Consider the following 23,638-nt stretch of genomic DNA (forward strand, 5'->3'; position numbering starts at 1 on the left):
ATCTGCCAGCTTTTGTAACTTTAAGAAATGAAAACCTTGCTACTTGTACGTCATGCCAAAAGCAGTTGGGATAACCCATCCCAAAAAGACTTTGACCGCCCGCTGAATAACCGCGGCAACAAAGACGCTCCTGCAATGGCTGAAAAACTTGCAGAAAAAGGCGTCATACCAGATGCGCTTGTATCAAGTACGGCTGTAAGAGCATTGTCCACAGCAAAATATTTTGCAAAAGCATTTAATTACCCTGGGCAAAATATTATTAAAACACCAGCGCTATACGAGGCACCGTATGATGTGTATTTTGATGTGATCAGTAAGTTCAATAACCAATTTCAGTCTGTGGCCATCTTTGCTCATAACCCGGGCATTACCATGTTTGCGAACAAGCTTACGAATACACAGATCGATAACATGCCAACCTGCTGCGTCTTTGCTGTACAAGTTGAAACAGATAACTGGAGCAACTTTGAGCAGGCGAAAAAAACCTTCTGGTTTATTGATTATCCAAAAAATGGCGACTAAACAATTACATGTATTCCCCGCTTTGTATAACGCTGTAAAAGCTTTTTGTCGGCATTACCGTCTGTTACCAGGTAGTTGATCATATTTAATGATCCAAACTGGAAATACTGATCCTTTTCGAGCTTGCCTGAATCGCAAAGCAGGAATACCTCTCCTGCACCTGAAGCAATTGCCTTTGTAACACCAGCTTCTTTTTCTGTTTTTGCAGATAACCCTTTGGCAAGAGAGATGCCGTCTACACCAATAAAAGCTTTATCACATTTATACCGCGCTATTTGCTCAAGGGCCATTACGCCATGTATCGCCCTGCGTTCCTTATCTACCTGCCCTCCTGTAACAGTGAGTTGAACACTGCTGTTCATCAGTTCGTATACAACCGGTAAAGAGTTGGTCACAACTCTTATTTTTCGATACTTAATGTAAGCGCACAATCTTGATACAGTGCTGCCGCAATCCATAAATATTATATCGCCGTCTTTTATAAACGTTGCCGCTTTTTTACAGATCACGTCTTTTGCCTGTGCATTAATTATTGATTTATCAATGTAACCTGCGGTTGCAACTGCCTCGTTTACTTTCATGGCGCCGCCATGGGTTCTGTAGAGCAGGCCGTTCCCGGCCAGTACGGCAAGATCCCGCCTGATCGTAATGGCAGACGTATGCAGGTTTTTCGCAAGCATTGCAACGCTTACGCTGCTATGCGCTTCGGTAAGTTTTAAAATTTCCCGCTTCCTTTCTTCAAAATTCATATTGAACAATTATATTAATCAGGAAAATTCTAAAATAATCAAAAACAATCAATCAAAATGTCAAAAGTGATCATCACAGAAAATAAAGTTTTATCCGATAACTGGTACGTTTTAAGAAAAATTACTTATGAAAAAAAAAGCCGGAACGGTTCCCTTATTACTGCCACCAGGGAAGCTTATGACCGGGGCAACGGAGCCGTTATTATGCCATACGATGTATACAACGGAACGGTAATACTCACGAGGCAATTCCGTTTACCCACGTTTATCAATGGCAACGAGTCGGGGTTGCTAATTGAGGCCTGTGCCGGTTTGTTGGATAAAGACGATGCCGAAACATGCATCAGGCGCGAAGCTGAAGAAGAAATAGGCTATAAGCTGGAAAACGTAACCAGGATATTCGATGCATATATGTCGCCGGGGTCGGTTACTGAAATAATATATTTTTTTATCGGCGCTTACAATTCATCAATGAAAGTGCACGAAGGTGGCGGAGTAATTGAAGAACATGAAGACATTGAAGTACTGGAATTACCTTTCGAAGAAGCTTACGGTATGATCTCAACCGGCGACATAAGAGATGGAAAAACGATCATGCTTTTACAATACCTCAAAGTGAATATTTTTAATACGCAATAGGCGTGCAATAGTTTATTGGGATTTACAATACTTGCCTAAAGATTCCTTCACCACCTTTTCATACAGCGGTTGCTCAAAACCGGGTGACTCAAAGCCAAAAGTGGTTGCTTGTTGGATGTGCTCTGCAAGATCATCATGCTGGCTGCAGGTATAACACCAGTGTTGTTCCATAAGCCTGTGTGCCAGGTATTCCTGTTCGGTCTGTCCAGGGGTGGGAACAAGGATTGCTTTTTTCCTCAAAGCCAGCAATTCCATTACGGTTGTATAGCCAGACCTGCTGACAATAAATTCACTTTGCAAAAATGCCTGTTCAAGTGCAGCAGTATCAAGATGGCTTTTTATAATAACATTTTCAGAAGCAGTATAGGTGTCATTTTTTTCTGGCAGTCCCAAGACTAGCATTATATTGCCATCAAGCTTTGGCAATATCTCCAGCACGAGGTTTTGCAACATTGTGCGTTGTGGCTCAGGACCTGATATAACAAACAGGTATTTGTACAGGTAAACTTCTGCCGGTTTATAACTGAATCTTGAAAGCGGCCCGAGATAACAGGTTTTTATAACAGGCATTTGTTGCGGATGCGATAATATACCGGCAATGTTTTTTTCACCTGCAAAATCCGGAACCCAGCATTGCGTAAACCTGTTTATAAAGCGGTAGTTTACCCGTTGCATCAGTTTTTCCATCCAGGCTGCAGGTGCTTTTATTGTTAGCTGGTGCGTGATGAAAACACAGGGCACTTTTGTACTATACAACCCGTAGCGGTTATCGCTTATGATAAGATCAATCTTCTTTTCTTCAACGATTTTAGCAATCCATTTATGTTCCTGCCTGATTCTTAGGAGAATTTTTGGAATCTGCCACAATATTTTTGCACTGAAAAAGCGTTTATGTCTGGTATAACTAACACTATAACCTTTCAATGTTATAAACTCCAGGTTTGGAAATTCTCTTTGAAGCAAATATTGTTGAGCACCTGAAGCCGCTATCACGATGTTACATCCCTCTTTTTGGAGGGTACTGATCAAAGGAATACAGCGTGAAGCGTGACCCAGGCCCCAGTCAAGCGGTGCAACCAGCACTTTTTTTGAAAGTTTGGATGTCAAAACTTAATAGAAAGTTGTTATTGTGTAAAAAATACCTAATTTTAAAGACTACAAATCAATGCGTAAGATAAACAAACCGATTCTTTTTTTGTTGCTTATTGTAGTGACGTTGACGATGGCATCTTGTGGAGCAAGCAAACATAGCAGCAATGTAAATGTTGGTAAATGCAGATGTCCTAAACTTTGATTGTATGAACCGAAATAATTTTTTTAACGATTGTAACCCAGACTTGTTATGAGCCCCCGAAACAGAGACTTGCTGGTACTTACAAAAAAGGAATCGATGAAACCGGGAGAGCTCGAACATGAAGTTGAGCTACTCGTAGATTTGCTTTACCACGTGGAGCAGATGGATGCGTTTTGTACCGCCAATGAATTAATTGATTTGAACCGTTACAAGATCATTCAGAAACCTCATTTGATAAAGCAGGCATTACGGGAAAAGAAATTGAAACCGTTTGTTTTTATCAGCAACAACAATTAGCAGCACTCAAACACAAATGCATTGAACTCCGGCAACGGAGTTTTTTTATTGCTATACATTTCTATTAAAAAACTGTAGCACTGTAAACACAGGTTGAAGCGGGTAAACAATATAGCAGAGAAAATAGAAAAAGCGTTTCTTACAAACCATTAACCAAAAATGGAGTTTCCGCAGGAAACTCCATTTCATTCAAATAATATTTGCAACGGCCGGTTTTACAACAAGACTGCTTGTAACGGATCGCTTCTGCTGCCATAAAATTGGAACGTACAAGTGAGTGACACAACAGGCGATGCCATAAAATACTAAAGCCGGCAAAAAAACATTCTTTTTCAAAACCGGCAAATCGTGTGTTGGGCACTACACTTCGTTCAGGCTAAATGGCAACTTCCTGATGCGTTTTCCTGTAAGATCGTAAACAGCGTTTGCGAGGGCCGGTGCCAAAGGCGGTAAACCGGGCTCTCCTACCCCGCCGGCTTTCTCATCGTTGTCTACAACGTACACTTCAATTTCGGGCGTGTCTGTAAAACGCGGCATTTTATACTTATCGAAATTCTTTTGTACCGCCTGTCCATCTTCAAACAATGTTTCGTGTATGGTGGCAGCACCGAGTGCCATTACAATGCTGCCTTCTACCTGGGCTTTTATGATGTCCGGGTTTACATACCAGCCGCAATCCATAACAGCGATTACTTTATCAATCTTGATGCCGCCATCCGGTTTTTTTGAAACCTTCACCACTTCGCCCACAATACTTTTAAAACATTCTGTAATGGCTACGCCCCATCCTTCATTTTTACCTTTGGTTTTCCAGCCTGATTTTTCTTCCAGTATGTCAATAAGCGATTGGTAACGTTCGTCGCCGAGGTGCATGCGCCTGAACTCGAGCGGGTCTTTGCCGGCACTTGCTGCCAGTTCATCCATAAAACTTTCGAAAGCAAAGCCGTTGGTGGATGCATACACCGAGCGCCACCACATTACCGGTACAGTAGATTTCGTGGGAACATCTCCAAAACTATAATTTGGAATAGATAAAAAGTATGGCTCTAAAAAGCCTTCCGAAGCGCTGCTGTTATAAGCATTTGTATCAGCACCCGGCCACTGGTGATCCATATTTTGCGCGGCCATCTTTGTTTGAAAAGCAGCAATATTTCCACCTTCGCCAATAGCGGCTTTACACTGGTAAACTGCGCCCGGTCTAAAGGGTCCGGCAGCCATATCGTCTTCTCTTGTCCATACTACCTGCACGGGTGCTTTAATATCTTTTGATATCATCACCGCTTCATCGAGATAATCCATAAAAGCCTTACGACCGAATCCGCCACCGAGAAATGTCATATTAATAATTACGTTATCAGGCTTTATGCCAAGGTACTGTGCAATCATACCCTGCATCCAATCGGGTGCCTGTATAGGTCCCCATATTTCGCATTTGTCATCGTATACATGTGCCGTGCAATTGAGCGGCTCCATGCAACTGTGCGACTGGTAAGGCGTTTCATAAACCGCTTCTATTTTCTTTGTTCCTTTATCGAAAACGCCTTCAAAATTGCCCCCGGTGCGCAAAGACAATGCTTCTTTGTTTACATCTTCTTTCATGCGGTTGTATAGAGATGCGGTACTCATATGCTCAAAACCATTATCGTCCCATTCTACCTTTAGCGCTTTGCGACCCTGCATGGCACTCCATAGATTATCTGCCACCACAGCAACACCTTCCTGCTCTGTGGCAAAAACATGCCTTTTTACTTTTAAAACATGCTTTACGCCTGGTATAGCCTTCGCAGCAGCAGCATCAAAGCTTTTTACTTTACCTAAAAAACGTGGGTTTCTTTCTACTACTGCATAGAGCATTCCATCTACACGCTTGTCTATACCAAATATGGCTTTACCATTTACTTTTAATGGTGCATCCTGCCTTATGAGTGGCTTGCCGATTATTTTGTAGTCTTTCCTGTTTTTTAGGGTAATATTTTTGGGGGGCGCTATTTTAGCGGCTTCTTCCACAAGCTCGCCATAACCAAATTTTTTGCCTGTGGGCTGGTGAATTACCTGTGCATTTGCTGCATAGCAATCTTTTTGATCAGCATTCCATTTTTTGGCTGCCGCCATAATGAGCATTTCCCTTGCCGTAGCGCCTATACGCAATAAATGTTTGTATGCGCCTCTTACTGTTGAGCTGCCACCTGTTAACTGGCTGCCATACTTTTTATTATCGCCGGGCGCAAAAACAATGTTTACATTTTCCGGGTTTACTTCCAGTTCTTCGGCTATCATTTGTGGTACTACCTGGTAAGCACCCTGCCCCATTTCTGAACGGTGGTTCATAATGGTTATTTTACCGGAAGTGTCTATTGATACAAACGCATTAAGGGGTATACCCATGGTGTCTGCATCTTCACCTGTTAAAATTGCGGTTTCATCTTTTGCAGCAGCAGAAAAATTAAAGCCAATGGTAAGTGCAGCGCCGGTGATACTTCCTGCTCTTACAAAATTTCTGCGGGATATATTTTTAGCAATCTTCGTCATGGTAATAAAGTTTGGTGGTTATGATTTGGCCATTAGCTCAGCGGCAGTATGTATTGCCTTGCGTATACGTGGGTATGTGCCACAACGGCAAATGTTTCCCTGCATGGCTACTTCTATGTCTTTATCCGTAGGCTTCGGATTTTTTTTCAGCAAGGCAGTAGCTGCCATTATCTGCCCGCTCTGGCAATAGCCACATTGCGGTACCTGTTCTGCTATCCATGCTTTTTGAACCGGGTGCGAATTGTCGTCTGACAAACCCTCTATAGTGGTTATTTTCTGAGTGGCCGCTGCTGATACAGGTAGCGAGCAGGAGCGCACCGGCGTGCCATTTAAATGTACGGTGCAGGCACCACACTGTGCAATACCACAACCATATTTTGTACCTGTTAACCCGGCAAGGTCTCTTATTGCCCATAACAAAGGCATTTTGGGGTCGGCCTCTATGTTATAGGTCTTACCATTGATTTGTAAAGCGTATGCGGCCATATAGATGAGTTTTGATGGGGTGTAAACAACTAAGTTACTAAATAGGTTGTAAGCGCGGTAGTAAATTACAGGAAAGAATATGGGGTGGCCGGCAGTTGTTTTTATGGCATCGCCTGTTGTGTCACTCACTTGTGCATTCTGTTTTCATGGCAGCTGCAGCGCTTCATTTGCCCAAAGCGGGGCCAATGCCACCGGCGTTTTGCATCATTCCTATGTTTATTCTACCAGGTAAAATATATCAGCGGTGTTGCTTCCTGCGGGCAAACACAAGATCAATTATTAATACTATTACCAGTATCAGCAGGCCAAAAAATTCACGGCTTTCTTCGATCCAGGGTTTTTCTGCCTTCATTGTTCCTGCTATGTTTTCTGCGTGGTGTTCATTGATCCAGTCAAGCAGTCCATTACGATCAAAGATTTTATACACTGCATACAGCGTGTATAATACAATGCCTGTAATATATGCTTTGGGATAGTATTTATTCTTATACGCCAACCAGCATAAAACCGCACCATATAAATAAATTGGTACCCAAACATAAGGGTCAGGATCATTGTATTGCAGCCCTGCAAAAAGCACAAACAAAATGCAAAAGATAATGTTGAAAAGTTTCATATACTGGTAATTAACGCGCTACATTTTACATAATGAATCAGGACAGGGTATTCTTATGTTAAACAGCCCAAATGCAAGCCCTGTAACAGTTTCAGAAAATGCACACATATAAAAACGAAGTTTAATATCAAAGATTTTTTTTGCTGCTTTATAAAAAAATGCGCTTGTTAAGTTCCATTATGGCATGGTAGTTGGCTATATAGTTTCGATTAATTACTTAACTATTTTTAAAAGCGTTAACCATGAAAAAATTACTATTTGCAGGCATGACTTTAATGCTTGTTGCAGCTTACGCATCAAACAAAGACAATAAGACTTCTTATGCATTTGCACAGAGCCATTGGAACAATATAACAGATACCGTTCCGCAGGATACATCTGATACAACGCATAAACCAGATTCAATCTTACTTGCAAATTTTCTTGCAAAGAACTAGCAGCGATAAAGGCCTTCACATCTTTTGATTATTATCACCTGATGTGAGGGTCTTTTTATTTTACATCTGCAATATAGCTGCTGCAGCTACAGCGGCTATGGCAGTATTCAGCATATTTACAGTATTGTTGCCTATAATTTTTTTTCTCTCGGCTACTGCACCGATGATAGAATCTGAAACATTACCAGTTAACCCTGCCACAGCAATGATAAGTAATTCTTTGAGACCGTAATTGAACCCAATCTTTGCAATTGTTGCAATAATTATACTCCCACATATTCCGAAAAACAAGCCTTCCATACTTACCACACCATTGAGACCTCTAGTGTCTTTTTTCAGGGTACTAATGTTATAAAATTTTTTTCCATAAACATTTCCCAGTTCAGAGGAAAATGTATCACTAAGTGCGGAGGCAAATGATGCGGCAATCATTAGCTGCAATGTTTCTTTATAAGCAGGTTGCAGCAAAATTAAAACTGCCAACATGCCCGCTACACCTGCATTTGCGAATACCTGCATTACGCTGCGCTTTCCTTTGTTTTCTTCCGCTAAATGTTGTTGCTGCTTTAGTTGTAGTTTAAATGAAGTAGCGGCGGAACCCAATATAAAAAATGCAGCAAGCATAACAACGCCTGTATAACCTGCAGAAAAAAATAATAAGTATGCAATAGCGCCACCTGTAACAGCTGCAGTTATGGTAAGTTTTTTAAACAGCACACTTCCAAGTATGCCGGCTATGATGATTGCTGAAACAATAATAATGTCTGTGGTAGGCATTGCAGTTAATGCAGAAGCGGCTGGCGGGTTAAAATAAGTTTAGCGTTACGTAATTGAACCGGGCATATTTAACAGGTCATCCATATTTCTGTCGTTATCAATTTTTCCTTTCATTTCAAGCATACGCATATCTTTTGCATCCTGCAGAAAGTCTGAAGCAAATATGAAGCTGTTGAGTTTTTCGTTCTTGCTGAAAATAATTTCTTTGTTGGAGCCTTCCCATTCTTTTTTGCCCTGGTAGAGGTATACGATATGATCACCGATTTCCATTACACTATTCATATCGTGTGTAACAACAATGGTCGTGGTATTGAATTCGTCTGTTAACTCTTTAATGAGTTTATCGATAACCAGTGATGTTTGCGGATCAAGACCTGAATTGGGCTCATCGCAAAAAAGATATTTTGGATTTAGCACAATGGAACGTGCGATGCCTACACGTTTTTTCATACCGCCGCTTATTTCTGCTGGGTATTTTTTATGGGCATCTTTCAATTCTACACGCGCCAGCACTTCATCAACCCTTTTCTTACGTTCTTTATAACCTTCTCTTGAAAACATCTCCAGCGGGAACATCACGTTTTGCTCTACCGTCATGGAATCGAACAAAGCAGAGCCCTGGAACAGCATGCCTATCTGCTGGCGAAGTTCTTTCCGCTTTTCATCATCCATTTTTACAATATCTTCCCCGCTGTACAAAATATCGCCGCTATCCGGTGCAAAAAGGCCAACCATGCATTTGGTTAATACGGTTTTGCCGCTACCACTGGAACCGATAATGAGGTTACATTTACCCGCTTCCATTACTGCACTGATATCGTTTAAGATTACCTTTTCACCAAAGGATTTTTTGATATTTTTTAATTCGATCATTACGCTGAAGCTTAATAAATTTTGAAAACTGTGCCCGCCCTGCTGAGTAAAGAACCAACCGATGAACGGATTGCGACGCAACGAAGATGCCATGAAAAACCGCAGCTGGTATCACAAAATTCCTACAATACTTCTACCTGATTTTTGAGCAGGTCTGCAAACTCATCGCGCTTTCTTATTAAATGTGCCTGCCCGTTTTTGACCAGCACTTCTGCCGGCTTTAAACGGCTGTTAAAATTACTGCTCATTTCAAAGCCATATGCACCGGCATTGCAGAATACCAGCAAATCTCCTTCCCGTACTTCGTTTAATTTACGATCCCACGCAAACGTGTCGGTTTCGCAAATATTACCTACTACAGTATAAATTCTCTCCGGGCCGTTTGGGTTGGAGATATTTTCGATGCGGTGATAGGCCTCATAAAACATGGGGCGTATGAGATGATTAAAACCACTGTTTACACCAACAAAAACGGTGGCAGTGGTTTGCTTGATAACATTGGCTTTTACCACGAAATAACCCGATTCACTTACCAGGAATTTACCAGGCTCGAACCATACTTCGAGGCTGCGGCCATTTTCATTTTCGTATGCGGCAAATGCTTCGCAAACTTTTTTACCGAGTGCTGCCACGTCCGTTTTTACATCATCGTCATGATAAGGCACTTTAAAGCCACTGCCAAGGTCTATAAATTCAAGCTTTGGAAAATGGCGTGCCATATCAAACATTACTTCAAGACCCTGCAAAAAAACATTGATGTCTTTTATCTCGCTGCCTGTGTGCATGTGGAGGCCTGCTACGTGTATGCCGGTGGTTTTTACAATGCGTTCTATATGGCGCATCTGGTGTATGGAGATGCCAAACTTACTGTCTATGTGGCCTGTAGATATTTTAAAATTACCGCCCGCCATTATATGCGGGTTAAGCCTGATACAAACAGGGTAAGACGATCCGTATTTGTTGCCGAATCTTTCCAGCAAAGAGATATTATCGATGTTTACGTTAACACCAAGTTTGATGCCTGCTTCTATTTCTTCAAAGTCTACGCAATTGGGTGTAAACAGTATTTGTTTTGGTTCGAAACCTGCTTTTAAACCAAGGTGTACTTCATTAATGCTTACGCAATCGAGGTTAGCGCCGTATTGCTTTACCAGCTTAAGAATATTGATATTGGTTAAAGACTTACAGGCGTAAAAGAACTTAGCCTTACACTTTGCGAACGCATTTTGCAGTTCTTCTAATTGCTCCTGTATTTTTTCTGCATGGTAGATATAAACCGGTGTACCAAACTCATTGGCCACACTGATCAATTGCTCTTTTGTTAGTTGCTGCGACATAATTTCCGAAGATACGATATGAGTTGTTTACAGGTATTATAAAAATAAAGCCCTTCAGTGAAGGGCTATTATACTAAGCTTTTGTTTCGTTTTCGTTATCCTCATCCTGAGACGTGTTATCTTCATTTTCATTTTGCTCACTGGTTGGTTCATCAGGTGCAGCTTCGTCCGTGGCAGCCTTCCCGACTGCGTCTTCATGTTCGCTGGCAGAAGGTTCAACATGGTTTTCATTCTCTTGCTGTTCGTTTCCGTGTGCAATGAGGTCTCCGTTACTATCCACTGCCAGGATGGTTACCTCTTTTGGTGCAGCTTCTCCAAAGTGCGCTGCGTTGATGATGGTTGGTTCTATCAGTTGCTCCGCCAGCACCTCTTTTATTTTGGGAAGATCGCTCACCGTATTTAACCCAAAATAGTCCATGAAGTTTTTTGATGTAGCATACACTAAGGGTTTGCCCGGCATATTTTCGTTGCGGCCCGTAATGATGATCAGTTCTTTTTCCAGCAGCTTTTGAATGCTGTAGTCGCTGTTTACACCACGTATGCTTTCTATCTCACCTTTTGTTATGGGTTGCTTGTAAGCGATAATAGCCAGGGTTTCGAGCGCTGCGGTTGACAGTCGCTTTAAAAACTTCTCCCCGTTTAATTGTGCGAGTGTTTTGTGAAAGTCTTTTTTAGTAAGAAATTGCCAGCCGCCGCCGCTTTCCCTTACTTCAAAGGGATAAAATTCGCTTTGGTATTTTTCACGAATACCTTCTATACAACTTTCCACCTGGTCGAGCATAATACGCTCTTCCATAAATCCAAAGGCATTATTGATCAGCTCTACGATATCAAGACTGGTCAAAGGCTTTTCACTGGCAAAGATCAATGCCTCTATATGTGGTATGATTTGGGAAAGTTCCATGTTGTTCAGTTGAAAATTTGAAAATTAGTCAATTTGAAACTCGCAGAAAAGTAAGCCGTTTTCACTTTCAAATGTCAAATTTTCAAATCAACAATTATCCCTGCAATGCTGCAGCACCGCTTACGATTTCTGTAAGCTCTGTGGTAATGGCTGCCTGGCGTGCTCGGTTATATGATATTTTGAGAGACTTGAGCAATTCGTTTGCATTATCGCTTGCTTTATCCATTGCCGTCATACGCGCCCCATGTTCGCTGGCATTAGCGTCTAATACTGCTTTGTACAATTGTGTATTAAGGATCTTTGGCATCAGCTCTGCAATAAGCTGTTCTTTATTCGGTTCAAATATAAAGTCGGCCTTTTTCGCACCTGCTTTTTTCTCCACTTTTGGAATAGGCAGAAAACGCTCGCTGTGAAATACCTGGGTTGCAGCGTTTTTGAACTCGCTGTAGACAATGTATACTGCATCAAATTCTTTGTTCTCAAAAGCTTTCATGGCAGCAACAGAAGCAGCCTGCACATTCTCGAAACTGAGATTGAGAAAAATATCTTTGTATGCGGCATCTGTTTTATAACCGCTTTTGGTAAGACTTTCAAAACCTTTTTTACCAATGTTCCAGATAGTTACATTACCTTTTTTTTGTTGATCAGCATATTTATCTGCGATCAGTTGTTTGGCGGTTTTGATAACATTGGCATTATAAGCACCCGCAAGGCCCCTGTCGCTCGTTACAACAATCAATAGTAGCTTTTCTACAGGTCTTTCCTCTGCAAGCTTCATATTTACACCGCCTTCAGTATTGCTGATAATATTGCTCAATACTTCCTGGAGTTTTTGCGCATAAGGTCTCATCTGAATGATGGCATCCTGTGCACGACGCAATTTTGCAGCACTTACCATCTTCATTGCTTTGGTTATTTGTTGCGTACTTTGTACTGAACTAATACGGTTGCGGACTTCTTTTAACTGACCAGGCATGTTATAACTTTTTAATTTTCAGGGATTTGCTCATACAGTACCGTTATGCGGCAGTGGACTTTCCCGAAATTGGCGGCAAAGTTAACGGAAACAGCTTAAATTTCTGGTATGCCAGCGATAATTATGTTGCCGGCTTTCCCCTTGTGTAAAGCCTGGCTTCACGACCATCGAATAAGTCATTTCACGCCGTAAAAAAGAAGCGCTTAGTGTTATCTCATGACGTGTGGGTATAATATTACGGTTTTATGAATTTTTTTTAAACGCGGAATAGCTACCTTTATTTTTTGTTGCCCGGCAACACTCTCCTAACGAAATCATTGCTTAGTGCAAACAGTAACTTCACTTTTAAAAACCACCACATTATCGCTGCTGATATTGTGCCTGGTAATTTCTAACAGGGGCTTAAGCCAGGAGCCCGCCATACAAAAAGCCGCAGGTGTAGAAACAAAACGGTTCTGGAAGAAAAATGAACTGCTCATTGGCCTTGGGAGTGCATTGCTCTTTACAGGTATTGTCTATGCTTTCTGGCGCAAAAAGAAGAAAGGTTTCGGCAACCTGGATTCTACATTGTAATGCTATTGGTAAGGCGTTACTCCTCCGCCTGTTCTCCGATTTCCAGTGAAACAGCATAAGTGCCATCTTTGTCCTTTCTAAGTTTTACCCACACACCCATCGTAGTAAAGTCGGCCTTATCCGTATCAAGCTGAAATTTTGTACTATTGATGCGTTTCATCATATCAGGTGCGGTTATAGTGCCTTTAAAGCGCACAGCTTTTGGCAGAGATTTATTTGCAATGCTTGTTGCAGCTACCTTTTTCACCACTTCTTCATATTTGGCTTTGGCCTTTGCCTGGTCGGCACCGTGGATCATCGTCACGATGTATAAGTTTGTAAGATCCAGGTCGTCTGCGATTATGTTGGGTCTTGTGCTGCCGGCAAAGTTGATCAGCGTAAGAAAGTAATCATAATAACTGTCTTTACCCACTTCTGCACCCATCCATTCATTATAATCATAGTCCGTGGTTGCAAACCCCATGATATTGTCAAAAAATTTTGGATAATCTTTTACGACAGCATTCAACGACTCTTCAAATGTCTTTGGATTGCCTGCAAAGACCTCCCCGTCAGGGCTTAGCACAGATTCAACATTTACGGGCGTGCCATTCTTCCATGACGCTATCGTCAGATGTCCGTCATTTTCCAACCTGAATCCCTGCCCGTTTAATGTACCATTGACATAATCTCCATAATACATACTTCCTTTATCATTAAAGAAATATGCTTTGCCTGTAAACGCGCCGTTGGCAGCCGCACCTATGTAAACCGTTTTCTTCACAAGATCTATGTCGAGAATATCACCATTAATCTTATCGTTGACATAATAACCCTGCGTGTAAAATTTATTAAATTTAAAATCGAAGCAATAACCTTTTGCACCAACATTATCTGTAGCCCCCACAAATCTTGTACTATCGTCCTTTACCTGCAGACCGTCTTTTATAAAACCTTTTTCGTAATAGCCAAAGTACCGTTTGCGTTTGTTAAGATCATAAAAGTAGGCGGTATCTCTCAGGTATCCTTCAGCAGTCAGTGGACCAATTAGAATATGATCAGCTGTTTTTTCCCCTTTAAAATTGCTTACATTCAAAAAACTATAAAATCCGGCACTTTTTGCCTCTACCCATTTATCATCTTTCCATTCACCTTCATACAATTTGTTGGTATTAACTTCATATTGAAACCCCGTGCCGTTTCTTAGATCATTTGCATAAAATATGTCGCTTACAATATTGCCATCTTTCCATACATTGATACAGCGGCCACTCAGCTTGTCATTCACATAGTTGCCTTTCACAAAACTGTTATCCTTATATATAACCTGCCCCATGCCATTACGCATGCCATCTTTAAGCTCGCCGGCAAAAAAAGCACCTTCGGCAGTGGTGTAACCACACTTACCGCTCATTTTTCCTTTACTCCAGCTACCGGCAGAAAAAGAACCATTTTCAAAAAGCATCACTCCTTTTCCGCTATAAAAACCGTTTTCAAATCCGCCCACGTACCGGCGTACCACGCCATTTGAATAAGTTGCCACACCCATTCCTCCAGGCTTGCCGTTTACAATTTCACCGCAATAGGTATAACTTATACCCCATGCATCGGTAAGGTTGTGAATAATTGCAGTTTTTTGAGCATGCAATACAACAGACAGCATTAGCAGTGCGGAAACAAAAAAAACATTTTTCATGTTGTAGATATTTGGGGGGTTAATTTTTTGGAGCCGGACTGTAGTACTATTGTCAGCTTTGGTTGCGTCGCACTCTTCAGGGCTTTATTCTCTATTCAGCAAAGCGGGTATTATTACAAAAAACAGTCTTGTTACTACTTAAACATTGCAATCTTCCGAAAGCCACGGTTTAAAACTGCTTTTTCACATTACAAAGGTAAACACAGTTACAATGGTTTTCATAAAACGTAGCTTTCGTTAATTATTGTGTAAAGGCTGCTTATAAATATGGTTTTACCTACGCTGATTGCAAATTGATTACCTTTGACGGCTTAAATTGAAAACCTGCTGCCATTTTGGCCTTACTGTTTCGATAGCATGGTTTTTGGCAACGTGAAGGTCTCTTTAAAACATATAATTATCAATACCCAATAACACGGATATGTTGAAGTTTATTTCAAAACTAATAGGCGGAAATAAAAGCGAAAAAGATGTAAAACAGATTGAGCCGGTTGTCGTTAAGATCAATCAGCACTTTCAGCAATACCAGTCTCTTTCCAACGATGCCCTTAGAAACAAAACCCTTGAATTCAGGCAGCGTATCAAGGACCAGCTAAAAGATATAGATAACGAGATCGAATCAAAAAAACAACAGGCTGAGGCACTGGCTGCGTCTGACATTCAGTCAAAAGATACAATTTATACGGAGATAGATAATCTCAAAAAGGACCGGGACAAAGAAATAGAAAAAGCTCTTGAAGCAATATTGCCGGAAGCCTTTGCTGTAGTAAAAGAAACAGCCCGCCGTTTCAAAGAAAACCCTCAAATGATTGCAACGGCTACACAACTTGACAGGGAATTAAGTGTAAAGCCCAATAAATCTTACATCAAGATTGAAGGTGAGCAGTCCGTTTTCAATAATACCTGGACAGCCGCCGGCGGCCAGGTTACATGGAACATGGTTCACTACGATGTGCAACTTATCGGTGGTATCGTTTTGCACCAGGGAAAGATCGCAGAAATGGCAACCGGTGAAGGTAAAACGCTGGTTTCTACACTGCCTGCTTACCTGAACGCTTTGGCAGGAGAAGGTGTACACATTGTAACGGTGAACGATTATCTTGCCCGTCGCGACTCTGAGTGGAACGGAACGATTTATGAATGGCTTGGATTAACAGTTGATTGCATTGACAAGCATCAACCCAATACGCAACAACGCAGAAATGCTTACCTGGCAGATATAACCTACGGAACCAATAACGAATTTGGCTTTGATTACCTGCGCGATAACATGGTACACAATCCTGATGAAATGGTTCAGCGTAAACACCATTTTGCAATGGTAGATGAGGTTGACTCCGTGTTAATCGACGATGCAAGAACGCCGTTAATTATTTCAGGCCCGGTTGGTCACAGCGACAATACACAACAGTTTTTCGACCTTAAGCCAAGGATAGAAAAACTGGTAGATGCACAAAAACGTGCCGTGAACCAGTTTTTGAACGAGGCAAAGAAAAAAATCGCGGAAGGCAATGATGATCCGAAAGATGGTGGCCTGGCACTTTTCCGTGCGCATCGTGGCTTGCCAAAAAGCACTGCCTTAATTAAGTTTTTGAGCGAGCCTGGTATACGTCAGAAATTACAACGTTCGGAAAATTACTACCTCGCAGACCAGCAAAAAGAAATGCCCAAGGCAGATGAAGAACTTTACTTCTATATAGACGAGAAAAATAATTCTGTTGAACTTACTGATAAAGGTATTCAACTGATTACCCGTTCCGGAGAAGATGTAAACTTTTTCGTAATTCCTGATATTGGTGTCGACCTTGCTTCGATTGATAATAATACTACGTTACAACAGGAAGAAAAGATAAAACAAAAAGAAGTTTTGCTAAATGAATACGGTATAAAAACAGACCGCATACATACCGTGCAACAGCTTCTGAAAGCATATACCCTTTTTGATAAGGATGTTGAGTACGTTGTAATGGATGGGGCAGTGAAAATCGTTGACGAGCAGACAGGCCGTATTCTCGATGGCCGCCGCTACAGTGATGGTTTACACCAGGCAATCGAAGCCAAAGAAAACGTAAAGATTGAAGCTGCTACACAAACTTATGCAACAGTAACCTTGCAAAATTACTTCCGCATGTACCACAAGCTTTGCGGCATGACCGGTACTGCGGAAACAGAAGCAGGCGAATTCTGGAGCATTTACAAGCTGGATGTTGTGTCTATACCTACCAATATTCCCATAGTGCGTGTGGATGAACATGACCTTGTATACAAGACCAAGAGAGAAAAATACGGTTCTGTAATTGAAAAAATTGAAGAACTCCGTAATGCCGGAAGACCGGTACTTGTTGGTACTACCTCAATCGAAGTGAGTGAATTGCTTAGCCGTATGCTTAAGCAAAAACAAGTTCCGCATAATGTGCTTAATGCAAAGCAGCATGCAAGAGAAGCTCAGGTTGTGGCAGAAGCCGGCCTGGCGGGTGCTGTAACGATTGCGACCAACATGGCCGGTCGTGGTACAGATATTAAGCTGGGACCAGGTGTAAAAGATGCGGGTGGCTTGGCAATCATTGGTACAGAGCGCCACGAAAGCCGGCGTGTAGACAGGCAGTTACGCGGCCGTGCAGGCCGCCAGGGAGACCCGGGTTCTTCCCAGTTTTATGTTTCGCTGGAGGATGACCTGATGCGCATGTTTGGCAGTGAACGTATTGCCAAAGTAATGGATTTTGCAGGCTATAAAGAAGGCGAGGTAATACAGCATAGTATGATTACCAAAAGCATTGAACGTGCACAAAAGAAAGTAGAGGAAAACAACTTTGGTATTCGTAAACGTTTGCTGGAATATGATGATGTAATGAACAAGCAACGTACTGTGGTTTATACAAAACGCAACCACGCATTATTTGGCGAGCGTCTGGCGCTTGACCTTGACAATGCATTTTATGATGTTGCTGAAGGACTGGTAAATACGTTTAAAGAGAACAATGATTTTGAGGGTTTTCGCCTTGAAGTAATTGTAAACTTTGGTATTGATACAGCTATTACACCGGAAGATTTTAATAAAGGCAATGAGAATGACCTGGCACTAAGATTATACAATGAAGCTGCTGCAAATTACCAGGCCAAAAGAAATGAATTGGGTAAACGCGTTATACCGGTTTTTAGCAATATCCGCCAAAGCCAGGGACAACACATACAGAACGTAGTGGTACCGTTTACTGATGGTAAAAAAGGCTTACAGGTACTTGCCAATCTGGATAAAACAATAGCCACAGAAGGTGCGGAAATGAGCAATGCAGTGGAAAAAACCATTACCCTTGCTTTTATAGATGATGCGTGGAAAGAGCACCTCCGTTCTATGGATGACCTTAAGCAAAGTGTACAAACAGCGCACTATGAGCAGAAAGATCCGTTGGTTATCTATAAGCAGGAAGCCTACCTTTTGTTTAAGCAAATGGATAGTGCGATAAACCGGGATATAGTGAATTTCCTGTGCCATGCCGATATACCGATGGAACAGCGCCCTGCCGATATTAAAGAAGGCCGCGAACAAAAGACTGATATGAGCCGCATGCAGTCTAACAAAGCAGAGGTTGAAGCTGCGGGTGAAGATTATGCAGCCAATGAGAAAGACCAATACCAGGAGCAATCTGCGGTAAGGCAGGAGCCGGTGAAAGTGGGCCCAAAGATCGGGCGTAACGATCCCTGCCCTTGTGGTAGCGGAAAGAAATACAAGAACTGCCACGGAAGAGACTTATAACATAAAAAAAAATCCCGCCGGACAAAGCGGGATTTTTTACGTACTAATATTTTAATTTATCGAACCGAAACCTGTATAACAAACGCTTCGGTCTTCGCGCTTGCTCAATAGTATTGTTGCTGTTGAAGAGTGCGACGCAACGAAAGCTTCATAGCAATACAAAAGCCTGGTTCATAATAAAATTCCGCTGCTGCACAGCGGAATTGTTATTTAAAATGACACGGTAGGACACTTGATATTTTTACCCCCCGGACTGAAAAAACCACTCTTTACAATTGAAAGTTCATAGGCCCCTCTTGTTTGATTGTAGGTGCCAAGCGAGGAGCTGGTAGCATCATAACTTACAGTGGCTGCGATATTATTCCATTGGTATCCAAACATGGGTATGAATGAATCCTTAAGCCTTACATAAATGCCGCCGATAAGCCTGGAGCTGCCATCTCCACTGAGGTTGTAGTGTGCATTTAAACCGGCAACCGTTTCCCATGCATTCGCCATCTTACTAACATATACATTTGGGTTTACGATCCATTGTTCATTAACGCGGAAACTGCCATTTAAAAACAGGGTGTAACGCGGATCGATTCTCACATCTGTAATATTGTTGGCAAAAAAAGATTCTCGTGGCCTGTTGATATGCATTGCGCTAAACCCGGCGTTGAAATACGCGTAATCACCCGCGAAATAAGCGTAATTAAGCCCGAGCTGAAGATCGAGATAGGTGACTGAATTGTAAGCAAAAGCTTCGCCGCTTGGAATGTTGGAATCGAAGAATTTGTTATTCCATTGGTTATCGAAGGTGAGCTTACCAATATCTATTCGTTTATTGGCAAAGCCGACATTAAAGCCACCACTCAGCAGACTGTTCATACCCAGTAACTGGTGGTATGCGATTGATGCAAAACCTTTGGTAGAAACGAGCCCGCCACTGCCAGCCTGGTCTCTCAACAACGAACCGCCGAGACCCACCCAGCCATTATCAAAACGATTGTTGAAGAGCTGCACATCGCCCCATGCACTCATCGTTTTGTATGGGTTGGGCGTAACGCTGGCCCACTGGTTTCTGTAATTTATACCCACGCGGTAATCTACATCCGGCGCGAAGCCGGTATTGGCAGGGTTTATAAGCAGCGGCGAATTGTAATACTGCGAAAAATGCAAATCCTGCGCACGAAGTGATTGTATGCCCGCTAACAAGCAGGTTATGGCAACATAGATATATTTTTTCTTCATCCTCATCATTCTTTAGCTATCTCAATAGGGTAATATCACCCGATTTTCTGTATTTGGTACCGTCTGAATATGTTATATCAAGCACATACACGTAGACTTCCTGTGGTTGTAAAACGCCGTTATATTTGCCATCCCACGCTTGTTTTACAGTGGTACCCCTGAATACCATTGTACCCCAACGGTTGTAAATGCGCCAATCCATTTTAGCTATACCAAAACCACGCACCCTTACAATATCATTAGTTCCGTCGCCATTAGGTGTAAAGGCATTTGGCACATCAACAAGTGGAACAATGATTGCGCTGATGGGGGCACAAACTGTGCTATCGCACCCGTACTGGTTGGTTGCCGTAAGGCAAACGTTGAATGTGCCAGTTGCACTGTATGTGTGTTTGATGGTAGTATCAATCCTTGTGGTGACAATTGTGTCGCCATCTCCAAAATCCCATTTATATTTTACTGCACCAAGAGAAGAATTGGTAAATGTATATTCCTGGTTTTCTTTGGGTACCTGTGGTGAAAATGTAAATGCAGCAGCAGGAGAAGCACTGACGATGATCGTCTGTAGTGTACTATCAATTTTGTTACAGGTATTAGGGTCACTGGCAATCATACGCACTGTATACGTTCCGGGTGTGGTAAATACATGTACCGGGTTCTCTTCTGTTGAAGTTGTACCGTCACCAAAATCCCAGGTAAACTGGGCCCCGCCGATTGATGTATTGGTAAATACGGCCGTATACGGAGCACAGCCCGATGCCGGTGTTTCAAAAAGTGCATCTACGTTTACGGCAACCCTTAGAGTAATAGCGATAGAATCCGGGTAATTGCAATACGATGTATCAATAAGTCTTAATACAACTTTATAGGTCCCCGGAGCGGCATAACTGTGGGTCAGTGATGTTTGATCGCTGATCAGCGTTATGCCATCGCCAAAACTCCATTCAAAACTTTGTGCCCCAAAAGGAAATGATGGTGGTGCAACGGAGTTGTTGTTAAACTGGTAAAGTAATGCTTCGCAAGGATCGAGCTTTTGTACATTAATAGCAAGATCTGCTTTATTAGCGCCAACCTTAATGGTCAGGTAAGAAGTATCTGCAATGTTACAGGTGTTCGAATCTATTGATATTAACCTTACCCTGAATTTACCGATGGAATTGAATGTGTGACTTACATTGGCCGTAGGTGTGGTGGTATCAGCAGAGCCATCTCCAAAATTCCAGATATACTTCTGTGCATTACCAATGGTGTCTGTAAAGTCTACAGTTAAGGGAACGCATCCGGCAGTATCTCTTGGCACGCCAGCAATAGAGGAACGGATGGCTGAGCCAACACCGGCAAATTCGAAAGCTATTTTTACCATGGCCAGGTTACACTCTGCGCCACCCTGAGCAGGATTTACGCGCCCCCACACACTTGCCGGCGCTGTGGGGAACGTTCCTTCTTTTCGACAGTTGGCACAAAGCGCTTCGTATATGATACCTTCACTATCAAACCGGCTGGTGCCACCATCTACATGGTCTCCTACATCGGCTATCGGGTCAATATTTCCAAAGAATGTTCCGTACAACTGGCTTAAAGCATTTTTTTCGAGGATAAAAAAGTAGAAATCACTGCCATCTGACGTAGGCCTGATGGCATCGGGTGTTGTTATCAATCCCTGTGTACCGGCATTAGCAAAGCGAAGGTTTAAACCTCCACCCCAACCCGCCACATACACATTTTCACACCGGTCTACCAGGAATGCTGTGGGCGAAATATCCGGCACACTGCTACCTGCTTTACCAAAATTTGTAGAGTATACCACACCGTTGAGTGTTGGCTGCATTTTGGTTATAAACTGTTTTCCTGACGATTGCGAATTAAACGCCGGGTTACCTGCTAAAGGAAAAGCAACAGTGGTTGTACCTGTTATGTACGGAAAACCTTTCCTGTCAAACTGAATTCCGTACACTACATCATCGCTGCCTGCATTGGCTGACGCTACATATACCGTCTTTATCAGAGAACTTCCGGCATTGTTTAAAATAGAAACAAAACCATCACAGGCGCCGCCGCTGAATGCGCTAAACAATACAGGCCCGTTTACTCCGCCCGTGCCCCTTAAGTTATTACTGGTTGTGCCACCTGCCACGTAAATATTATTATTGGTAGGGTTAATGGATAGTACAAAGGCTGCATCATCACCACTGCCGCCGAGATAAGTACTAAAAAGTATATTGGATAGATTGGGTGAAGCTTTTATAACCACTCCATCCTGGCCACCGCCGCTGCTGCCCTGTGCGGCACCAGCCGTAACAGGAAAATTGGTGGATTGTGTACACGATGCAAGGTATATATTGTTGTTTCTGTCTACAATAACCTCACTTCGTGCATCATCTCCATAGTTGCGAAAAAGACTCTTGATTGAACCAGAGCTATTCTGCTGGATATTTAAACCATCTGAACCAGAGCCACCAATTTTTCTTGAACCTACCAATGCTGTACCTGTGGGGTTTAGAATAGTAAGAATAATGTCAAAACCGCCACCTGGCCCAAAGGTGGAGGCTGTTGTGGGGTAATTGGGAGAGCTTGTTCTTCCTGCGATTACCAAGTCTCCTGCATTGTCTACTATAAGGCTATGTGGCTGCTCATTGCCAGAGCCGCCAATATAGGTAGCATAAATGCGGTTAAAACCGTTAGGCGTGAGTTTAATAAGCGCAATATCGTAACCGCTTGTATTTTCAAATTCCTGACCACCCCCAAATGTTTCCTGGAAAGCACCGGGTGATACAGGAAATCCTGTGGCAAATGAAATACCACCACCATAAAAATTACCTGCACCATCGTACGTAGCCGTAAAACCCCAGTTATCGCTGATACTTGCCGAAAAACTGGAAAAGATAAGTGTAGGGTCTATAACCAACGTAGCATTTTTCGAATAATTACCAAGCTTGAAACGTACGATATTTCCATCCACCACATATTTTGCATCTACTTCTGTTTTTCCTTTTGCGTCAAACTGGTAAGAGTAAGGGCTTAGTTCCGAAACATCACCCAACGATGTTTTGATAACCAGGTTACCATTTTTTACAGCCAACCCATTTACACCATCAAATTTCAGGGCCAGTTTGCTGATATCTGCGTTTGGATTTACAATGATGTCGTATTTAAGATTACCTCTGTCTGAGTAATACCGCACATCTATACCAGGATACATGTTTTTGTATGTAATGCCATAATAAATGCTGCAACCCGACGCCCATTTCGAAGGATCATTGCCTATAAAATAATTGTTGTACGTATCTAGCGGTTTATCTGGAATGGCGACAGCATTGGCTGATGCATTGAGAAAATTTACTTCGTAAGCATGTGAATGTAAAACAACAGGGCTTTGTGTGCCGCCATTATTCTCATGATTGGTTTTATTGTCTGGCGCCCCGGCAGTGGTGAGCGACAGGGCAGCACTGCTAACCATCTTATCATTTTTACCGTGCACATGGCCGGAATAACTTGCAGCTATTTTCTCCAGATCTTCTTTTTTGTTTAGCCTTACACGATAACCCGTTTGTTGTAAAAAGAATACACTGCCGCCCATATCACTTTTAAATTTCACTTTCTCATCCCACTGACCCTTGTTCTGTATAAACTCAAGGGCCTGCGAATATGATGGCGAAGCAAAAGCAAGCAACACAATAAATACGAAGCAAAATCTGGTCATCAGGTTCAATTGAATTTATTTAAAAGTTACGAATATTCTAACAGTTACGATTCATATTGCCGGCGGAAACGTATTAATTTATTTATGAGCCAGGCTGTATTACTGCTTTCATCGCCTGTTGCGTCGCACTCTTGTACGTTCAGATCATTCCGGGGCATTTGGTACGTACACGAAAAACGGCGCTACAGGCTACTATTGTTTGTGTAACGGCGCTGCACATGCTGAGTTATTTGTTGCAGTACAAGTGAGTGACACAACCAAAGCTTA

At 42.2% G+C, this 23,638-nt stretch carries 19 protein-coding genes; 6 read left to right on the plus strand and 13 right to left on the minus strand.

Annotated features, from left to right (window positions below):
- The first annotated feature begins 27 nt into the window (after nucleotides 1-27).
- On the plus strand, nucleotides 28-522 hold the full coding sequence (locus I5907_RS02820; RefSeq protein WP_196989212.1) for a SixA phosphatase family protein: 495 nt from the start codon (nucleotides 28-30) through the stop codon (nucleotides 520-522).
- Here I5907_RS02820 and I5907_RS02825 read toward each other — a convergent pair.
- Nucleotides 519-1,271 carry a DeoR/GlpR family DNA-binding transcription regulator gene (locus I5907_RS02825; RefSeq protein WP_196989213.1) on the minus strand — a complete coding sequence of 251 codons (753 nt, stop codon included), beginning with the start codon at nucleotides 1,269-1,271 and terminating at the stop codon, nucleotides 519-521. The two genes, I5907_RS02820 and I5907_RS02825, sit on opposite strands and share 4 nt — an antisense overlap.
- A gap of 57 nt (nucleotides 1,272-1,328) precedes the next feature.
- Between I5907_RS02825 and nudK the strand changes: the two genes are divergently transcribed.
- Entirely contained in the window at nucleotides 1,329-1,910 is a 582-nt protein-coding gene (nudK, locus tag I5907_RS02830) for a GDP-mannose pyrophosphatase NudK (RefSeq protein ID WP_196989214.1), read from the plus strand.
- Between the two features lie 12 nt (nucleotides 1,911-1,922).
- Here the strand turns inward: nudK and I5907_RS02835 are convergent, their stop codons facing one another.
- Complete coding sequence (locus I5907_RS02835) at nucleotides 1,923-3,017, minus strand: glycosyltransferase (protein WP_196989215.1); 1,095 nt, start codon at nucleotides 3,015-3,017, stop codon at nucleotides 1,923-1,925.
- 235 nt (nucleotides 3,018-3,252) lie between these two features.
- On the opposite strand from I5907_RS02835, the gene I5907_RS02840 reads away from it, so the two are divergent.
- Nucleotides 3,253-3,501: a hypothetical protein gene (locus tag I5907_RS02840; protein ID WP_196989216.1), complete on the plus strand. Its 249-nt coding sequence runs from the start codon at nucleotides 3,253-3,255 to the stop codon at nucleotides 3,499-3,501.
- Nucleotides 3,502-3,861: 360 nt separating this feature from the next.
- On the opposite strand, the gene I5907_RS02845 is transcribed toward I5907_RS02840, so the two are convergent.
- The 3 genes from I5907_RS02845 to I5907_RS02855 all read right to left on the minus strand — a co-directional run bounded on the left by I5907_RS02845 (nucleotide 3,862) and on the right by I5907_RS02855 (nucleotide 7,132).
- Nucleotides 3,862-6,030, minus strand: coding sequence for a xanthine dehydrogenase family protein molybdopterin-binding subunit (locus I5907_RS02845; protein ID WP_196989217.1), 2,169 nt, complete (start codon nucleotides 6,028-6,030; stop codon nucleotides 3,862-3,864).
- Nucleotides 6,031-6,048: 18 nt separating this feature from the next.
- Nucleotides 6,049-6,645, minus strand: coding sequence for a (2Fe-2S)-binding protein (locus I5907_RS02850; protein ID WP_428842555.1), 597 nt, complete (start codon nucleotides 6,643-6,645; stop codon nucleotides 6,049-6,051).
- Between the two features lie 109 nt (nucleotides 6,646-6,754).
- Complete coding sequence (locus I5907_RS02855) at nucleotides 6,755-7,132, minus strand: transmembrane 220 family protein (RefSeq protein ID WP_196989218.1); 378 nt, start codon at nucleotides 7,130-7,132, stop codon at nucleotides 6,755-6,757.
- 242 nt (nucleotides 7,133-7,374) lie between these two features.
- On the opposite strand from I5907_RS02855, the gene I5907_RS02860 reads away from it, so the two are divergent.
- Nucleotides 7,375-7,569, plus strand: coding sequence for a hypothetical protein (locus tag I5907_RS02860; protein WP_196989219.1), 195 nt, complete (start codon nucleotides 7,375-7,377; stop codon nucleotides 7,567-7,569).
- A 60-nt stretch (nucleotides 7,570-7,629) separates the two neighbouring features.
- Here I5907_RS02860 and I5907_RS02865 read toward each other — a convergent pair whose 3' ends face one another.
- The 5 genes from I5907_RS02865 to atpG form a co-directional block, all read right to left on the minus strand.
- Nucleotides 7,630-8,346, minus strand: a complete 717-nt coding sequence (locus tag I5907_RS02865) for a DUF92 domain-containing protein (RefSeq protein WP_196989220.1) — start codon at nucleotides 8,344-8,346, stop codon at nucleotides 7,630-7,632.
- Between the two features lie 45 nt (nucleotides 8,347-8,391).
- The gene (locus I5907_RS02870) at nucleotides 8,392-9,219 is read right to left on the minus strand and encodes an ABC transporter ATP-binding protein (RefSeq protein ID WP_196989221.1); all 828 of its coding nucleotides are present in this window, start codon (nucleotides 9,217-9,219) and stop codon (nucleotides 8,392-8,394) included.
- A 122-nt stretch (nucleotides 9,220-9,341) separates the two neighbouring features.
- On the minus strand, nucleotides 9,342-10,556 hold the full coding sequence (lysA, locus tag I5907_RS02875) for a diaminopimelate decarboxylase (protein ID WP_196989222.1): 1,215 nt from the start codon (nucleotides 10,554-10,556) through the stop codon (nucleotides 9,342-9,344).
- Between the two features lie 73 nt (nucleotides 10,557-10,629).
- On the minus strand, nucleotides 10,630-11,460 hold the full coding sequence (scpB, locus tag I5907_RS02880) for an SMC-Scp complex subunit ScpB (protein WP_196989223.1): 831 nt from the start codon (nucleotides 11,458-11,460) through the stop codon (nucleotides 10,630-10,632).
- A 94-nt stretch (nucleotides 11,461-11,554) separates the two neighbouring features.
- A complete protein-coding gene (gene atpG, locus I5907_RS02885) occupies nucleotides 11,555-12,436 on the minus strand; it encodes an ATP synthase F1 subunit gamma (protein ID WP_196989224.1) in 882 nt (293 codons plus the stop codon).
- Between the two features lie 324 nt (nucleotides 12,437-12,760).
- Between atpG and I5907_RS02890 the strand changes: the two genes are divergently transcribed.
- The gene (locus I5907_RS02890; protein WP_196989225.1) at nucleotides 12,761-13,009 is read left to right on the plus strand and encodes a hypothetical protein; all 249 of its coding nucleotides are present in this window, start codon (nucleotides 12,761-12,763) and stop codon (nucleotides 13,007-13,009) included.
- Nucleotides 13,010-13,025: 16 nt separating this feature from the next.
- Here I5907_RS02890 and I5907_RS02895 read toward each other — a convergent pair whose 3' ends face one another.
- On the minus strand, nucleotides 13,026-14,684 hold the full coding sequence (locus tag I5907_RS02895) for an MORN repeat-containing protein (protein ID WP_196989226.1): 1,659 nt from the start codon (nucleotides 14,682-14,684) through the stop codon (nucleotides 13,026-13,028).
- Between the two features lie 421 nt (nucleotides 14,685-15,105).
- Here I5907_RS02895 and secA point away from each other — a divergent pair, with 421 nt between their 5' ends.
- Nucleotides 15,106-18,438 carry a preprotein translocase subunit SecA gene (gene secA, locus I5907_RS02900; protein WP_196989227.1) on the plus strand — a complete coding sequence of 1,111 codons (3,333 nt, stop codon included), beginning with the start codon at nucleotides 15,106-15,108 and terminating at the stop codon, nucleotides 18,436-18,438.
- A gap of 210 nt (nucleotides 18,439-18,648) precedes the next feature.
- Here the strand turns inward: secA and I5907_RS02905 are convergent, their stop codons facing one another.
- Together I5907_RS02905 and I5907_RS02910 are read right to left on the minus strand one after the other, a co-directional pair.
- Complete coding sequence (locus tag I5907_RS02905; protein WP_231401947.1) at nucleotides 18,649-19,671, minus strand: PorP/SprF family type IX secretion system membrane protein; 1,023 nt, start codon at nucleotides 19,669-19,671, stop codon at nucleotides 18,649-18,651.
- A gap of 16 nt (nucleotides 19,672-19,687) precedes the next feature.
- Nucleotides 19,688-23,371 carry a DUF7948 domain-containing protein gene (locus I5907_RS02910; protein WP_196989228.1) on the minus strand — a complete coding sequence of 1,228 codons (3,684 nt, stop codon included), beginning with the start codon at nucleotides 23,369-23,371 and terminating at the stop codon, nucleotides 19,688-19,690.
- Nucleotides 23,372-23,638: the final 267 nt, after the last annotated feature.

It is taken from the genome of Panacibacter microcysteis (assembly GCF_015831355.1).
Taxonomy (GTDB): domain Bacteria; phylum Bacteroidota; class Bacteroidia; order Chitinophagales; family Chitinophagaceae; genus Panacibacter; species Panacibacter microcysteis.

What these genes read in the sequence shown, in the direction of transcription:
- scpB (WP_196989223.1), bottom strand. Translation starts at nt 11,460, where the DNA reads ATGGAACTTTCCCAAATCATACCACATATAGAGGCATTGATCTTTGCC.
- atpG (WP_196989224.1), bottom strand. Translation starts at nt 12,436, where the DNA reads ATGCCTGGTCAGTTAAAAGAAGTCCGCAACCGTATTAGTTCAGTACAA.
- I5907_RS02825 (WP_196989213.1), bottom strand. Translation starts at nt 1,271, where the DNA reads ATGAATTTTGAAGAAAGGAAGCGGGAAATTTTAAAACTTACCGAAGCG.
- I5907_RS02860 (WP_196989219.1), top strand. Translation starts at nt 7,375, where the DNA reads ATGAAAAAATTACTATTTGCAGGCATGACTTTAATGCTTGTTGCAGCT.
- I5907_RS02845 (WP_196989217.1), bottom strand. Translation starts at nt 6,030, where the DNA reads ATGACGAAGATTGCTAAAAATATATCCCGCAGAAATTTTGTAAGAGCA.
- I5907_RS02905 (WP_231401947.1), bottom strand. Translation starts at nt 19,671, where the DNA reads ATGAAGAAAAAATATATCTATGTTGCCATAACCTGCTTGTTAGCGGGC.
- I5907_RS02895 (WP_196989226.1), bottom strand. Translation starts at nt 14,684, where the DNA reads ATGAAAAATGTTTTTTTTGTTTCCGCACTGCTAATGCTGTCTGTTGTA.
- lysA (WP_196989222.1), bottom strand. Translation starts at nt 10,556, where the DNA reads ATGTCGCAGCAACTAACAAAAGAGCAATTGATCAGTGTGGCCAATGAG.
- nudK (WP_196989214.1), top strand. Translation starts at nt 1,329, where the DNA reads ATGTCAAAAGTGATCATCACAGAAAATAAAGTTTTATCCGATAACTGG.
- I5907_RS02840 (WP_196989216.1), top strand. Translation starts at nt 3,253, where the DNA reads ATGAGCCCCCGAAACAGAGACTTGCTGGTACTTACAAAAAAGGAATCG.
- I5907_RS02910 (WP_196989228.1), bottom strand. Translation starts at nt 23,371, where the DNA reads ATGACCAGATTTTGCTTCGTATTTATTGTGTTGCTTGCTTTTGCTTCG.
- secA (WP_196989227.1), top strand. Translation starts at nt 15,106, where the DNA reads ATGTTGAAGTTTATTTCAAAACTAATAGGCGGAAATAAAAGCGAAAAA.
- I5907_RS02865 (WP_196989220.1), bottom strand. Translation starts at nt 8,346, where the DNA reads ATGCCTACCACAGACATTATTATTGTTTCAGCAATCATCATAGCCGGC.
- I5907_RS02820 (WP_196989212.1), top strand. Translation starts at nt 28, where the DNA reads ATGAAAACCTTGCTACTTGTACGTCATGCCAAAAGCAGTTGGGATAAC.
- I5907_RS02870 (WP_196989221.1), bottom strand. Translation starts at nt 9,219, where the DNA reads ATGATCGAATTAAAAAATATCAAAAAATCCTTTGGTGAAAAGGTAATC.
- I5907_RS02855 (WP_196989218.1), bottom strand. Translation starts at nt 7,132, where the DNA reads ATGAAACTTTTCAACATTATCTTTTGCATTTTGTTTGTGCTTTTTGCA.